General features: G+C 51.4%; 15 protein-coding genes. 7 read left to right on the top strand and 8 right to left on the bottom strand.

The window, feature by feature from the left end:
- Window position 1: 1 nt before the first annotated feature.
- The 3 genes from JYB63_RS11705 to JYB63_RS11695 all read right to left on the bottom strand — a co-directional run bounded on the left by JYB63_RS11705 (window position 2) and on the right by JYB63_RS11695 (window position 3,980).
- Window positions 2-1,579, bottom strand: a complete 1,578-nt coding sequence (locus JYB63_RS11705) for a tetratricopeptide repeat protein (protein WP_205658033.1) — start codon at window positions 1,577-1,579, stop codon at window positions 2-4.
- Window positions 1,580-1,726: 147 nt separating this feature from the next.
- On the bottom strand, window positions 1,727-2,953 hold the full coding sequence (locus JYB63_RS11700) for an argininosuccinate synthase (RefSeq protein ID WP_205658032.1): 1,227 nt from the start codon (window positions 2,951-2,953) through the stop codon (window positions 1,727-1,729).
- A 169-nt stretch (window positions 2,954-3,122) separates the two neighbouring features.
- Window positions 3,123-3,980 carry a flagellar protein MotY gene (locus JYB63_RS11695; protein WP_205658031.1) on the bottom strand — a complete coding sequence of 286 codons (858 nt, stop codon included), beginning with the start codon at window positions 3,978-3,980 and terminating at the stop codon, window positions 3,123-3,125.
- Window positions 3,981-4,238: 258 nt separating this feature from the next.
- Between JYB63_RS11695 and rnt the strand changes: the two genes are divergently transcribed.
- Complete coding sequence (gene rnt / locus JYB63_RS11690) at window positions 4,239-4,859, top strand: ribonuclease T (RefSeq protein ID WP_205658381.1); 621 nt, start codon at window positions 4,239-4,241, stop codon at window positions 4,857-4,859.
- Window positions 4,860-4,914: 55 nt separating this feature from the next.
- On the opposite strand, the gene JYB63_RS11685 is transcribed toward rnt, so the two are convergent.
- The 3 genes from JYB63_RS11685 to grxD form a co-directional block, all read right to left on the bottom strand.
- The gene (locus tag JYB63_RS11685) at window positions 4,915-6,138 is read right to left on the bottom strand and encodes a Bcr/CflA family efflux MFS transporter (RefSeq protein WP_205658030.1); all 1,224 of its coding nucleotides are present in this window, start codon (window positions 6,136-6,138) and stop codon (window positions 4,915-4,917) included.
- 244 nt (window positions 6,139-6,382) lie between these two features.
- Complete coding sequence (locus tag JYB63_RS11680; RefSeq protein ID WP_205658029.1) at window positions 6,383-6,985, bottom strand: peroxiredoxin; 603 nt, start codon at window positions 6,983-6,985, stop codon at window positions 6,383-6,385.
- A gap of 157 nt (window positions 6,986-7,142) precedes the next feature.
- Window positions 7,143-7,475, bottom strand: coding sequence for a Grx4 family monothiol glutaredoxin (gene grxD, locus JYB63_RS11675; protein WP_205658028.1), 333 nt, complete (start codon window positions 7,473-7,475; stop codon window positions 7,143-7,145).
- Window positions 7,476-7,797: 322 nt separating this feature from the next.
- Here grxD and JYB63_RS11670 point away from each other — a divergent pair, with 322 nt between their 5' ends.
- The 4 genes from JYB63_RS11670 (at window position 7,798) to JYB63_RS11655 (ending at window position 11,467) form a co-directional block, all read left to right on the top strand.
- The gene (locus tag JYB63_RS11670) at window positions 7,798-8,982 is read left to right on the top strand and encodes an aspartate aminotransferase family protein (protein WP_205658027.1); all 1,185 of its coding nucleotides are present in this window, start codon (window positions 7,798-7,800) and stop codon (window positions 8,980-8,982) included.
- 60 nt (window positions 8,983-9,042) lie between these two features.
- On the top strand, window positions 9,043-9,957 hold the full coding sequence (argF, locus tag JYB63_RS11665) for an ornithine carbamoyltransferase (protein WP_205658026.1): 915 nt from the start codon (window positions 9,043-9,045) through the stop codon (window positions 9,955-9,957).
- A gap of 128 nt (window positions 9,958-10,085) precedes the next feature.
- Complete coding sequence (locus JYB63_RS11660) at window positions 10,086-11,000, top strand: LysR family transcriptional regulator (RefSeq protein ID WP_205658025.1); 915 nt, start codon at window positions 10,086-10,088, stop codon at window positions 10,998-11,000.
- An 8-nt stretch (window positions 11,001-11,008) separates the two neighbouring features.
- Window positions 11,009-11,467, top strand: a complete 459-nt coding sequence (locus JYB63_RS11655; RefSeq protein ID WP_205658024.1) for a DUF6942 family protein — start codon at window positions 11,009-11,011, stop codon at window positions 11,465-11,467.
- Here the strand turns inward: JYB63_RS11655 and JYB63_RS11650 are convergent.
- Both JYB63_RS11650 and JYB63_RS11645 read right to left on the bottom strand, forming a co-directional pair.
- Window positions 11,438-13,087: a diguanylate cyclase gene (locus tag JYB63_RS11650; protein ID WP_205658023.1), complete on the bottom strand. Its 1,650-nt coding sequence runs from the start codon at window positions 13,085-13,087 to the stop codon at window positions 11,438-11,440. The genes JYB63_RS11655 and JYB63_RS11650 overlap by 30 nt on opposite strands.
- Window positions 13,088-13,324: 237 nt before the next feature.
- Complete coding sequence (locus JYB63_RS11645; protein ID WP_205658022.1) at window positions 13,325-13,723, bottom strand: carboxymuconolactone decarboxylase family protein; 399 nt, start codon at window positions 13,721-13,723, stop codon at window positions 13,325-13,327.
- Between the two features lie 190 nt (window positions 13,724-13,913).
- Here JYB63_RS11645 and JYB63_RS11640 point away from each other — a divergent pair, with 190 nt between their 5' ends.
- Window positions 13,914-14,663, top strand: coding sequence for an SDR family NAD(P)-dependent oxidoreductase (locus JYB63_RS11640; protein ID WP_243431945.1), 750 nt, complete (start codon window positions 13,914-13,916; stop codon window positions 14,661-14,663).
- 2 nt (window positions 14,664-14,665) lie between these two features.
- Complete coding sequence (locus JYB63_RS11635; protein WP_205658021.1) at window positions 14,666-15,523, top strand: amidohydrolase family protein; 858 nt, start codon at window positions 14,666-14,668, stop codon at window positions 15,521-15,523.
- The last annotated feature ends 12 nt before the right edge of the window (window positions 15,524-15,535 follow it).

Below are 15,535 nucleotides of genomic sequence, written 5' to 3'. Positions count from 1 at the left end.
TTCAGCCTGGCATGCCGTCGACAAATAACGCAGCCAGACGCTCGCCCATATTTTTATGCCGGTTCTGCTGCTTACGGCTCAGTACGTTGAAGTCCAGTTCCCAGAGTAAGTCGTCCATTTCAGCAAGTTCACGTGTCAGTACCGTTTCACGCTGCCCCTGGCTTTCCAGATACACCTGCACCAGATTCAGCACCACACCGGGATTATCCGGTAAGCAAAGATTAGCTTTCTGAAACAAGGCCTGAGCTTTGGCAAAATCCTGTTTACGGTACGCCAGCATTCCCTGCACATTAAGCTTACCCCAGTCCAGCTCGATCACCTGACGGTTAAGCTGTTCCTTTACCTGCTGCGCTTCACTTTCAACGTCACTGCCACGGATACGGTCCAGCAACAACTCCTGCCACTGGGCCTGCTCACTGAGTTCACACTGACAGTACACATCAAACGCGGCATGACAGGCAGACATAAACTCCGGATCCGCGCCCCGTGCCCGGTAAAGCTCGGTCCAGAACAACCGTGCTATCAGGCGTGTTGGCAGGTCTCCGAACGCCAGAATCAGCTCTTCCAGTACTTTTACCGCAGACTCTTGTGCCTGCACCGAATCCGCATCATCAGATCCGTTTACCTTCACCTGCAGACTGGCAACCAGGCCAACATAATAACTGTGCTGCTCGAAACAGCCGCCACGGGAATACTCAATGGCCTCGCGGTACGCTTTGGCAGCAATGGAATATTCCCCTTCATGCAGGGCAATCTTGCCTAATGCCGCCTGTAGCAACGGTGAAGTTGGCTGAATCAGCGTCGCCTGACGCAACAAATCCAGCGCAACCCGGCGCTCACCGATCGCCCGGTGGGCATTTGCCAGGCCGACAAACGCCTCAACACACAGATGCGCTTCCTGAATGACCCCTTTAAACACCCGGATAGCTTCCTGTACACGGCCCAGCCGGGACAGAGCAACCCCCAGCCCAACCCTTGCCCAGGGCAGATCACGCCGTTTCAGCAGACTTTTAAATAACTTTACCGCCTGAGTTTCCTGCCCCAGACGTAACAGGATCTCCCCTTCCAGACGATGGATATACAGAACAAGTCCGGGATAGGAATGAATATAGCGGCCACACTGCTCCAGCGCTTCGGACAGCTGCCCCTGATTCAGCAGTTTCTCCAGCGGTTGCAGTACCGATTTAATACGCAGAATTTTTTCCAGGCGCACCCGGATCTTGGCAACATCGTAAGGCTTGGAAATATAGGTATCCGGCGCGGTATCAAGGGAGCCGAAAAGCAGCTTGGAGCGGTCCTGATCAACAACCAGGATAAAAGTGGTGGTATAAAGCTTTGTGCCCTCGGCACCGGCCTCCTGAATTAACTGCAGACCATTCTTTTCTGTTTTCCCCAGATCAAACAGAGCAAAACATATGTCATATGTCTCTTCACGCAACAACGCCAAAGCCATATTCACTGATGACGCCACATGAATCGTTTTGATGCCTAACTGGCTTAGCGCACCTTTCAGCTCAGCCAAATCATCCAGACGATTATCGACAATCAGGACTTTGTTTTGTGAATAATTTATTTCCATAAAACCGACATCAGAGACCAGCGCTCAAAGTAGCATAGATATCAAGCAACTAGAACTCCCGACATGTTCTGTAGCCAACAAAAAACCCGCTATGTCACCATAACGGGTTTTTCTGAAAAGCCAGGTTTATTACACCCTGATTTTCCCTTAGTCTTCCAGCAGATCGCGGCCTTTACCGGCAGCAATGCGCATGCGCAGTGCATTCAGTTTAATGAAGCCTGCAGCGTCTTTCTGATCGTAAGAACCTGCATCATCTTCGAAGGTAGCAATGTTCTCGTCGAACAGGCTATCGTCAGAACGGCGACCAACAACAGTCACGTTACCCTTGTACAGCTTCAGGCGAACATCACCGTTCACGTTGCGCTGTGAGTAATCGATCATTTCCTGCATCATCTTACGTTCTTCAGACCACCAGAAACCATTGTAGATAACCTTGGCATAACGTGGCATCAGCTCGTCTTTCAGGTGCGCTACTTCGCGGTCCAGAGTGATGGACTCAATGGCACGGTGAGCACGCAGCATGATGGTGCCGCCCGGTGTTTCATAGCAACCACGGGACTTCATGCCTACGAAACGGTTCTCAACGATGTCCAGACGGCCGATACCGTGCTCGCCACCTACTTTGTTCAGGTAAGTCAGAACAGTCGCCGGAGACATTGGCTTACCGTCGATCGCAACGATATCACCCTTCTCGTAAGTCAGTTCCATGTACTGAGCTTCATCCGGTGCTTCCTCAGGGGAAACAGACCAGCGCCACATATCTGCTTCAGCTTCCGCCCACGGATCTTCCAGGATGTCACCTTCGTAAGAAATGTGCAGCAGGTTAGCATCCATAGAGTATGGAGACTTCTTCTTGTTGCTGGAGAAATCTACCGGGATGTCGTGCTCTTCACAGTACTTCATCAGGGTTTCACGGGAAGTCAGATCCCACTCACGCCATGGTGCAATTACTTCAACACCCGGCTTAAGTGCGTAAGCACCCATTTCGAAACGAACCTGGTCGTTACCCTTACCGGTCGCACCGTGGGAGATAGCGTCCGCACCGGTTTCGTTAGCAATTTCAATCAGGCGCTTGGCAATCAGCGGACGGGCAATAGATGTGCCCAGCAGGTACTCACCTTCGTAGATGGTATTCGCACGGAACATCGGGAATACGAAATCACGTACAAATTCTTCGCGCAGGTCTTCGATGTAAATTTCTTTTACACCCAGAGCTTCAGCTTTCGCACGGGCAGGTTCAACTTCTTCACCCTGGCCCAGATCCGCCGTGAATGTCACGACTTCACAGTTGTAAGTTTCCTGTAACCAACGAACGATTACAGATGTATCAAGGCCGCCGGAGTAGGCCAGCACAACCTTTTTAATGTCGGACATAAAAGAACTCCACACGAAAATCCATCACCGGGCAGACAACCCGATGCATTACCTGAAAAAGGAAAGGGCAAAATTATAGCATGAATACACAGCAGGAACAGAGACAGCAGGGATAAATCCCCACTATCTCAGTGGCCAATAGAATTTTTGTATAGCGGCACTTCAAGGATTAAGGCTGATCACGGTCCAGACGGATGGTTACCCGGCGGCTTCGATCACGGGTAGCCTTATCGTTCTTCTGCCCAACAGGATACCGTTCACCATGGTAACGGGTAATAATCACATCAGGGTTCACCCCTTTTGCGATCAGATAGGCGGTTACCTCATCAGCACGCTTCTTCGACAAATCCCGGTTTGCCAGACGGCGGCCCTGGGTATCAGAGTGACCGTCCACATATACAGAGCTGACAGCCTCATCATTGTTTACATAGATAGCAATCAGGTCCAGACGGGCCTTGGTGGCATCGGATAAACGCCATGTAGCGGATGGGAATAACACCGCGGTACGGGCAATCTGACGGTAATTCACCGGCAAGAGACCGGCCACACAACCCGAATAACTTTCAAATGCTGGCTGGAAGTTCGCCGCTGACAGCCCTACTCGGACATTTTCACCGGTACCCAGCCAGTTACGGGCTTTGAAGGTCGGCATCATGCCCTTATACAGCGCAGCAATCATATTCTGTGCCTGAGGGCTCAGCACTTCGATCTCGCCGCTGTACTGGTTAAATTCCACTTCACCGATCCGCATCGGCGCGGTACCCGGCTGCCAGGGAGACGCTTCTGCCATCAGCATCGCCTTCCCCTTCATGCCATGACCCTGAAGCGGTTTCAGGACAAAACGGATTTGTTCACCGGCCTGGTGATCGAAAATAGCTTCGCCAAATAAAGGGATTTTCTGCGACATACGGCAGTTAAACTTGGAGGATTCAAGATCCCAGCGGGACTGATCGATGGTCGCCACAAAACTGGCCGCCCCGGCAGGCAGCATCCATAAAGCTATCAACAGTCCCAGAATAATTCGCATAAAAAGATCAAATCCTTACAGATACCAAACCAACGTATCAGATATCGACTGCAGCCGGTAAAACTTTACTGCGGATACCGGGATATTTAACTGCGGATCAGTGTCTATCCATCTTAGCAGTAATGTACTGCAAATACTTCCGTAGCAATGACAACAGCCGGCCAAGATTATACACTGGCCCCATACTCAACTGCAGGCTGAAGAGACAGCCTTTAAGGATCTCATTTGACTAAACATAACAGTGCCTATCAGCATCCGATGTCCACCCGTTTCCGGGGCTACCTGCCAGTGGTAATCGACGTTGAAACTGCCGGGTTCAATGCTGAGACAGATGCACTTCTGGAAATTGCTGCCGTTACCCTGACAATGGATGACGATGGAAACCTGCTGATCGATCAGAGCTACTCCTTCAACGTAAATCCGTTTGAAGGCGCCAATCTGGAAAAGTCCGCACTGGAATTTACGGGCATTGACCCTTATAACCCGCTCCGCGGCGCCATCGACGAACAGGAAGCACTGGAAAAGATCTTCAAGCCGATCCGCAAATCAGTTAAAGCCCATAACTGTAAGCGGGCGATTCTGGTGGGCCACAACGCCCATTTCGATCACAGTTTCGTGACTGCAGCCGCAGAACGCTGTGATATGAAACGTAACCCGTTCCACCCGTTTTCCACCTTTGACACTGCCACTCTGGCAGGTCTGGCATTTGGCCACACCGTACTGGCAAAAGCCTGTGACATTGCCGATATCGACTTCGACGGCAAGGAAGCGCACTCCGCCCTGTACGACACCATGAAAACCGCAGAACTGTTCTGCACCATTGTAAACCGCTGGAAAGACCTGGGCGGCTGGAGCATGGTTCAGGATCACTACGAATAACCGGTGCCTGACACTCGCCCATAAAAAAGCCCTGACACAACAGGGCTTTTTTGTATCAGGACGCTTCTGTATGCCGTCGCCCCGCTTCAATCCAGCGCATCATCACCAGCCCAACCCCGGCACAGACAGCAAAGCCAGCCACCAGCGGGATCACAGTGTCATTGAACAAACTGCCAATAAATACACCAATCACTGCCGACAGCAGCGTAGAAACCGCCCCCACAACGGCGGCGCCCATACCGGCATACTTACCCAGCCCTTCCATGGCCAACGCATTCAGATTGCTGAACAGCATGCCGATACAGGCAAACGCCACAATAAAATACAGCGTTAACAGCCATAACGGTGGCATCCCCTGCCAGTAACTGCTAACAGCCACACACAGGACTGAACTGACCATCAGTATCAGCAAGGCCCGCCAGGTCAGATGTTGCATGCCCAGCTGCACCACCATGCGGCCATTAAGGTAAGAAGAAAAACCAATGGCAAAAGCCAGCATCGCAAAATACAGGGGAAACCATTCACCCAGACCGTATAACTGCTGGAAAACCTGTGCAGAAGAACTCAGGTACGCCACAAATGCACCGGAAACAATCCCGGCCATCAGGGTATAACCCATGGCAAAGCGGTCGGTTGATACTTTGACAAATGCTTTGCTGATCGCCTTAAGCGAAAATGGCACCCGCTTTTCAGGCGGATGCGTCTCCGGCTGGCGCTGATGAAACCAGATCAGGCTGATCAGACCAATCGCCAGAATCGCCACAAAGATATAACGCCAGTCAGCGACCCAGAGAATCAGTTGCCCGAACACCGGTGCCACCATCGGAATCACGATGAATATGACCATGATAAAAGACATCACCCGGGCCATTTCACGCCCGGCAAACTGATCCCGGACAATAGCCACCGTGAGTATCTTGGGGGCAGCAAGGCCAAAGCCCTGCAGGAACCGTCCGAGCAACATCACATCAAGATCCTGAGCGATGATGCTTAAAATACCGCCGACAATAAACAGCGCATATCCCACATACATGACCGGCCGGCGACCAAAACTGTCTGACGCCGGACCATAGCACAACTGCCCCACTGCCATGCCGAGAAACAGTACGGAGACGACCAGCTGCACATCATTTGCATCGGCCACCTGCAGCGCATCCCCCATCAGGGCCAGCGCAGGTAACATGGCATCAATGGCCAGAGCAACCAGTGACATCATCATTGCCATGAGGGTGACAAATTCGGCGAACGGCATTTGGCCCGCAAAAGACTTATTCGGCACAGAACATCCCGTCATTCATTCGTTAAAGGGTTTGTTAAGAAAAGTATCAGCAACATCACCGGGTCAGAACAGCCCGGACAGCAAACACGAAAAGACCGGTTATCATACCGCAAGCAGCACAAAACCGGTCATTCTAATTCGCTATGCAGCACATGCATTTTTTACATACTGCAAACAGCGAAAGTGTTAAACGACAGCCACAAAAAAACCGCCATAAAGGCGGTTTTTTTAAGATACTTAAATCTTACAGCTTGTCAGCGTTGTCAGACAGGTAGCTTGCAACACCTTCTGGAGATGCAACCATACCTTCGTCACCTTCGCTCCAGCCTGCAGGGCAAACTTCACCGTTCTTCTGGTGGAACGCCAGTGCGTCAACCATACGCAGCATTTCGTCAACGTTACGGCCCAGTGGCAGATCGTTAACAACCTGGTGACGTACCAGACCGTCTTCGTCGATCAGGAAAGAACCACGGAAAGCAACACCACCTTCAGACTCAACGTCGTAGTCTTTGCAGATGCTGTGAGTCATGTCGGCAACCAGAGTGTATTTAACCGGACCGATACCACCTTGTTCTACAGGAGTGTTACGCCATGCGTTGTGAGAGAAGTGAGAGTCGATAGAAACACCGATTACTTCAACGCCACGCTTAGCAAACTCTTCGATGCGGTGATCGAAAGCCAGCAGCTCAGAAGGACATACGAAAGTGAAGTCCAGTGGGTAGAAGAATACTACAGCTTTCTTGCCCTTAGTTGCTTCAGACAGTGTAAAAGCGTCAACGATTTCACCGTTGCCCAGTACTGCTGGTGCTGTAAAGTCCGGAGCGTTCTTACCTACTAATACGGCCATGTTTAGTTCTCTCTTAAATGAATTAAAAAATACAGCGGTTTCCCGCGCACAAATTAAGTGCGAATCAGCATAGCAGATAGTTCTTATTAGACTAATTAAACAAGCCTATAAAAACGATAAAGAATATTAATTACCAGCCAGCTGATCCGGAAATGACTTACTCGCTTTCAGCCTGACCGGCAGCCGCTTCAGCAATCAGCTCTTTCAGCTCGCCGCTTGCCGCCATTTCAGTCACGATATCACAACCGCCGATAAGCTCACCTTTTACCCACAGCTGCGGGAAGGTTGGCCAGTTAGCATATTTTGGCAGCTCTGAGCGGATTTCCGGATTTTCCAGAATGTTAACAAACGCAAAGCGCTCGCCGCACTCCATCACCGCTTCAACCGTGCGGGAAGAAAAGCCACACTGCGGGAAACGGGGCGTGCCCTTCATGTACAGCAGAATATCATTGGATTCGATCTGCTCTTTAATGGTATCAACGACGCTCATAAGTACACCTTTAAACCTGTCAAAACTTTCGCCCGTTTCTGCGGGGGCGTTAAAAAAACGCAAGCCTAGCATAAACCCGAGTGATTTACTCAAGAAATATTCCGTTGCCTGTCTGCCCGGATGAGCAGTTCTTTATCCTAATCCCTGTCTTTATAAATCATTGTGACACGGATCAATAAATTCAAGCCCGAAACGGCCCCTTTCGCAGATAAATCACGGCAAAGATTGCTAAACTTGCGTCGATTGAATAGACTTTTGCGTTTTTTCCACGCCGAGACTTCTTCTTTATTGGCGATGGGTCCATGTTGCAGAGAGGGACTTTATGTCTACACAGCCCATAATGAACACTTATGCACGCCTGTCCGTAGCCTTTGATCACGGCGAAGGTTCCTGGCTGTATGATACCGATGGCCATAAATATCTGGACGCGCTGAGCGGCATCGCCGTATGCGGTCTGGGTCACGCACATCCGGCGGTGACTACCGCCATCAGCGAACAGGCCAGCCAGCTTATTCATACCTCAAACCTGTACACCATTCCGAACCAGGAACGTCTGGCCCGCCGTCTGACTCAGATCTCCGGTATGGACAGCGTATTCTTCGGTAACTCCGGTGCAGAAGCGAACGAAGCGGCAATCAAACTGGCCCGTCGCTACGGTCACGGTAAGGGTATTGATCAGCCGGTCACCATTGTTATGGATGGCTCTTTCCATGGCCGTACCATGGCCACCCTGAGTGCGACCGGTAACCGTGCAGTACAGGCCGGTTTTGAACCACTGGTCAGCGGCTTTGTCCGGGCACCGTTCAACGATGTTGAAGCGGTCCGTAAAATTGCGGCCAACAATCCTAACGTGGTGGCAATTCTGGTTGAACCGATTCAGGGTGAAGGCGGCGTGGTTATCCCTGCTGATGATTACCTGAACCAGCTCCGGGATATCTGCGATGAGCACGACTGGCTGCTGATGCTGGACGAAGTCCAGACCGGCAACGGCCGTACCGGCAGCTACTTTGCTTACCAGCAAAACAATATTCTTCCTGACGTGGTAACCACGGCTAAAGGCCTGGGTAACGGCGTACCGATCGGTGCCTGCCTGGCACGCGGCAAAGCCGCTGAGATCCTGATTCCGGGTACCCACGGCTCTACATACGGCGGCAACCCGCTTTGCTGTGCTGCTGCACTGGCGGTGGTTGATACCATCACCAATGATAAGCTGGACAAACGGGCCGCTGAACTGGGCGACCAGATTGCAGACGGTTTCCGTGATCAGTTGGGCAGCTCTGAAAGCGTGAAGGAAGTCCGTAACAAAGGCATGATGATTGCCATTGAACTGAGTGAAGCCGGTTCCGAACTGGCAGTGCTTGCGAAGGTAAAAGGTGTACTGCTGAACATTACCGGTGGCGGTAAAGTGGTACGTCTGTTACCGCCTCTGACGATGACTGACAGTGAAGCCAAACTGCTGGTAAACACTGTTTCACGCATCATCAAGGTTTATATGGCTGACGAATAACCGCCAGCTCTGATTCATTAACGAAATTAAGGAGGCCTGATTCGTCAGGCCCTTTTTATTATGACAACAAGACATTTCTTAACCCTGCTAGATTTAACGCCCGATGAACTGAAAGCGCTGATCCGACGCGCTGTGGAACTGAAGCGAATTCGCAACAGTGGTGAGATCTACGAGCCATTGAAAAACCAGGTACTGGCGATGATTTTTGAAAAATCCTCTACCCGTACCCGCGTATCTTTCGAGGCTGGCATGGCACAGTTTGGTGGCCATGCCCTCTTCTTGTCATCACGCGATACCCAGCTGGGCCGCGGCGAGCCGGTTGAAGACAGCGCCAAGGTCATCTCCAGCATGTGCGATGCAGTAATGATCCGTACCTTCTCACATGAATCAGTAGAAACCTTCGCTGCGAATTCCAGCGTGCCTGTTATCAACGCCCTGACCGATGACTATCATCCGTGTCAGCTGCTGGCAGACATGCAGACTTACTACGAACACCGTGGCGACATCCAGGGCAAGACTGTGACCTGGGTAGGTGATGGCAACAACATGTGTCACTCTTACATCAATGCTGCCCGCCAGTTTGACTTCCACCTGAACATTGCCTGCCCGGAAGGTTTTGACCCGAATGCCGAGCTGGTTGCTGCCAACCAGGATCGCATCAGCATCTACCGTACTCCGGAAGAAGCAATCAAAGGTTCCCACCTGGTCGTTACCGACGTATGGGCATCCATGGGTCAGGAAGAAGAGCAGAAAGAACGTGAAAAAGCCTTTGCCGGCTATCAGGTCACCTCTGCCCTGATGGACACTGCCGACAAAGAAGCTCTGTTCATGCACTGCCTGCCAGCCCACCGCGGTGAAGAAGTCAGCGCAGAACTGATGGACAATGATCCGCGCTCAGTCGTATTTGATGAAGCAGAAAACCGCCTGCACGCTCAGAAAGCGCTGCTGGAACTGCTGATGGTTGGCAGCCAGTAATCTGCCCTTTTTACCGTCTTACCCCTGCTTCTGAATGCCGGGGTAAGCGGTTACTCTCCGGCAATGCCGTCAAGGTACGACAGTTCATACTATACTCATATCTAAGTTGAAGTTGAGGTTCCCCCCGTATGATCGAGCTTCGTCATTTAAAAACACTCTCTGCTCTGCGTGACACCGGAAGTCTGGTAGATGCGGCAGACCGCATTCACCTGACCCAGTCCGCCCTGTCACATCAGATCAAAGATCTGGAAGACCGCCTCGACTGCTCACTCTTTATCCGCAAAACCAAACCCATCTGTTTCACCAGCGCCGGCCAGCGAATTCTGGCACTGGCCGATGAAGTGTTACCGATGGTGCGTAATGCCGAACGGGATATCGCCCGCCTGGCCGGCGGAGAAGCCGGCCGGCTGAATATCTGCATTGAGTGTCACAGCTGCTTTGACTGGCTGATGCCCACCATAGATCATTTCCGCCAGAACTGGCCGGAAGTGGAAATGGACCTGTCTACCGGCTTCAGTTTTCTGCCCCTGCCGGCACTGGCCCGGGGAGATCTGGATCTGGTCATAACCGCGGATCCGGAAGAACGTAACGGCATTACCTACATTCCGCTGTTCACCTACGAATCGGTATTAGCCATTGCCAAACAACACCGACTGGTCGCTAAACGGCATATCCAGCCACAGGACCTGGCCAGCGAAGTACTGATTACTTACCCGGTAGAATCCCACCGGCTGGATGTATTCAAACACTTTCTGGAACCGGCAGATATCGAACCGGCGAGTATCCGTACCTCAGAACTGACGGTGATGATCATGCAACTGGTCGCCAGCGGGCGCGGCGTGTCCGCACTGCCTAACTGGGCAATACACCAGTACATCGAACAGAACTACATCAGCGCCAGGCCTCTGGGAGAAAAAGGTGTCTGGTGTACTCTGTATGCAGCCATCCGTGATGATCAGAAAGATGCCGACTTCATGCTGGACTTCCTCAGCACGGCCAAGGAAATTACCTTTAAAAACCTCAGCGGCATTAAGTCTGCATGAGCCCGGGGATGACCAGCCTGGGCAATTCTGAAGCAGCCCTGCGCCTCTACCTGCCCACACCTCCCTTGCTGGAAAACGGCTGGCGCGGCTACGATGACACTGTGCGCCAGAACGGCAACCACTGGCGCAAAATACTGATTATTCTGTCTAAAATCGTTACCCGGACAGATGACTGGCGACACCACCGGGATCACAAACTGCTGGATACCGAAGCGATTGATTTCAGTAATAGCCTGCATCCCAACGCCAGCATTCATCTGATTGCCGGCAAAGCCAGCTGGGAACGGCTCGGACTGGTGGATAATGATAAGTGCCCTTCAGAAGCAGGATTTACACCGCTGGATAACACTGGAATGCTGTGGCGCAGGGATAATCTGATACTTACCCCTTACCCGGACTACCGCCAGTTTCCAAATGCCCAGATAGATTGCCTGCGCTCAGCTCTGTTCAGCAACAGTCTCTGTTAAGGACTGCAGTTGCCCTTCTTCACAACGGTTACGGCCATTTTCCTTGGCCTGATATAACGCTTTATCCACCACCAGATACAACTGCTCAAAACTCACGTTATTGGCAGGCGCTTCTGCAAAACCCACCGATAATGTCAGCGTGCCCATATCTGGAAAGATCTGCCCGGCCACCTCACAGTAACGCTTACGCAACCACTCAGCCTTAGCCCTCGCCTTGCCCGCTTGCGTACCGGGCATCAGTAACACGAACTCTTCGCCACCATAGCGGCAAATCACATCACTGCTCCGGCATTCATCGCTCATCAACTGAGCCAGAAGACAAATAACATCATCCCCGGTTTTATGACCGAACTCATCATTCACCCGCTTAAAGTGGTCCAGATCCAACATCAGCATGCCCACCAGCTGCGGATTATCCGGCACAAATATTTTCTCACTCAGGGTTTCAAGCATTCTCCGGTTGAACAGCCCGGTCAACACATCATGGGTCGCCTGATACTCAAGGGTATCCTTCAGATCTGTGACTTCTTTTATCTTGGTTTGCAAGGCATCGTTATAGCTGCGTACCTGATGTTCCAGACGCTTTTGTTCAGTGATGTCTGTGGACAGACCGATATAACTGTCAATTTCACCTGCTTCATTGCGCAGCGGAATTTTCACCGTCCAGTAATAGTAAACCTCATCAGGCGCGGTAAACGATTCAAGGCAATCAACCCGTTCTCCGGTTTCAAAGACTTCCCGGTCGGTACAGTCAAACGCCTCCCCCTGAACCTCACCGAGCAAATCAAAATTATTCTTCCCGATGATCTCATCCTGCGGCAGCTGAAACAGCGCTTCGGTCTGTTTATTCACGTACTGAAAACGGCGTTCCTTATCTTTAATAAAGATATAGGCACCCACATTATCCAGAATGGTCGAAAGCCGCTGTTCACTGACATATAAACGCTTCTGGGTTTCCTTCAGCTCGCTGATATCCATTGAGATACCGAACAGGCCAAGCGGCATGCCCTCATCATCATAAAGCGGCTTTTTAACGGTGAGGTAATCCCGGTACTCATCATGATTGCGGACGTAATTCCGCTCTTCCAGCTCCAGCGTAATCCCCTGCTCAATGACCTTACTGTCCGTCTGTTCAATCATTTTGCGGCCGGTTTCGACGTCGAACAGCTGGCAATCATTCGCCCCTACGATTTCCTGCGGACTGCGCTCAAACAACTCACACACCTGTTTATTCACATAGGTATAGTTGTAATTCACATCTTTGCAGTACACATATGCGCCGAGATTATCCAGCATGGCGTAGAAATTCTGCCGCTCATTATCGCTCAGCTCTGGCCGGCTTAAATGCACAGCAATAACAGTATGACCACCTTCCTGAATATCCGAACAGCAGAGTAAAAAGGCTTTTTCACCCAGATATACCTGGGTATTTTTGACGGTACGGGCCATTTCGATCGCCGGCAACAGTATCTGTTGCCAGGTATCGCGGCCTTCAGGCGTACTGACATCCAGCCCGGTGAGCATGGCCGCCTTTTTATTGACCAGTAAAGGTTCAGATGAATCAGCGCCTACCAGGATGTAGGCCTGCTCCAGTTGCGCAAACACATTTAATAAAGACACACTCCCCCCTGTGCCGAACGACAAAGCCATAAGCCGGTTAGCTAACCGCTACTCTGATGTCTGTCTCCGAGCCAACTTCGTGAGAGCCGGTAAGCACCGTACAGAATACCGTGCCAGAGAACTTCCTGACCTGAAACTGAAAACACCTCGTTCTAAATTTCATTGTGCTACAACGACACCGCTAATGGCCATTTATTCACTAACCATTGCGGTGTATGCACGGCTATCCCTGAAACTTTAAGCCTGACCCGCAGACTGCTCCTGCTGCCAGGCATCAATCACTTCCTGCGCCGCGCGGAATGCTTCCTGTGCAGCAGGTGCGCCACAATAAACAATTGAATGCAGCAGAACTTCCTGAATTTCAGCAACGCTGCAACCGTTATTCAGCGCTCCCCGGACATGCCCTTTAAGCTCCTGCGGTGCCTTCAGTGCCGCCAGCATCGCAATGGTCACCAAAGACCGGGTGGAGCGGGGCAATCCTTCTCTCTGCCAGGTTGATCCCCAGGCATGTTCGTTAATCCAGTCCTGAACGGGCTGGGTTAACTCAGTGGTATTATCAATCGCCCGCTGAACAAAAAATTCGCCCATAACCTCGGTACGAACCTGCAAACCTTTTTCATAATCCTGCTGTGACATATGCTGCTTCCAGAAGTTGTTGTTATCTCTCTTTACGGAGTATCAGCAACTTATAGGAGCCCCCTGCAAAACACCAGCTTTCACAACAGCCCCCATACTCATTAATGGTTTTTTACGTGCTGCAGTAGAAAAATTCTGCCAACCACGGGGATTGCACGGATGCTTATAGTAAAATCACCATGAACAAAACATGAAGACGGAATCTAAACGGATGCAGAAAACAGCAATTGTGACCGGTGGCAGTAAAGGCATTGGTCTGGCAATCATCGAAAAACTGATTCAGGAAGATTATCAGGTCTTCAATCTGGATATTGCCCCGGGAACATCCGGCCAGCATATCACCTGCGACATGCGCGACTTTGCACAGGTACAGGAGGCCGTCCGGCAGGCAGCAGACACCACCGGCCGCCTTGACGTATTAATCTGCAACGCAGGTATCCACTTCTCTGCCAATATCGAAAACACCCGGGAAGAAGATCTCCAGCGGGTCTTTGATATCAACGTTAAAGGTGCCTTTGCCGCCATTCAGGCCAGCCTGCCCACGATGAAGCAGCAAAACAGCGGTGCAATCGTTATTGTTGGATCCGATCAGTCTCTGGTGGGCAAACAAAATTCGTTTGCCTATAACCTGACCAAGCACGCGCTGGCTTCAATGACCAAAACCACCGCTCTGGACTACGCGGCCTATAATATCCGTAGTAATGCAATTTGCCCCGGCACCATTGAAACACCGCTTTATCATCAGGCTATCGATAATTACTGTGAACGTTCAGGGGCAGATAAAGCCAGTATCCATGCAGAAGAAGCTGCCCAACAGCCACTGGGACGTCTGGGACAGGCTGAAGAAGTGGCTGAACTGGCCTGCTTTCTGGCCAGCGATAAAGCCAGTTTTATTACCGGTAGCCTGCACAGCATTGATGGCGGTTACACGGCCCGTTAATTATGAAAATCATCGACCCTCACCTACACCTGTTTAACCTGCAAGAGGGTGAGTACCACTGGTTACAGCCGCAGAATCCCCCTTTCTGGCCAGACAAAGCCAGTATCTGCCGGAACTTCAGCGCCGAAGATCTACGTCTTCCAGAGTCGCTGCAACTCAGCGGATTAATTCACATAGAAGCCGGTTTTAATAATCAGTCGCCCTGGCTTGAAACCGGCTGGCTGGAAAGCCATTTAAAAGGTTACCGTTTTCGCAGCATCGTGTGTGCTGATCTGACCCTCAGTACGGCAGCTTTCGCGGCACTGCTGGATCAGGTAGAGCAGCATAGCTCCGTTGCCGGCATCCGCCATATTCTGGATGATGAAGCTGAACAGCTGCTCAGGCAGCCACAGGTTATACACAATCTGCAACAACTGGCGGAACGGGAATGGATTTTTGAATGCCAGTATCCGTTAACGGATACACCGGCAACCCGGGAACTGGAAGCACTTCTGGAAGTGCACCCACTGCAGATCATTATTAATCATGCTGGCTTTCCCCCGGCAAATCAGGCCAACCGGCAAACATGGCAGGAAAATCTGCAACGTCTGGCCGACTATCCAAGCGTGTCGGTCAAGGCATCCGGCTGGGAAATGCAGGACCGGACTTTTCAGCCTGATCAGGTCAGTGAAACGGTTAATATTTTGCTGGAAGTTTTTGGCGAACGCCGGGTCATGCTGGCAAGCAACTTTCCCCTGTGCCTGTTCAGCAGGGAATATGCTGAGCTGTGGCAAATGTATCAGCAATTGCAGCTCCCCGAAGAAGTGCTGCAACTGCTGTGTCATGATAACGCCCGCCGGCTTTACCGGCTGAGCGACTGATCATCGTAGCGG

This window comes from Aliamphritea spongicola, from assembly GCF_017051665.1.
In the GTDB taxonomy this organism is placed as follows: domain Bacteria; phylum Pseudomonadota; class Gammaproteobacteria; order Pseudomonadales; family Balneatricaceae; genus Amphritea; species Amphritea spongicola.
This window is presented reverse-complemented; position numbering and strand designations above follow the sequence as displayed.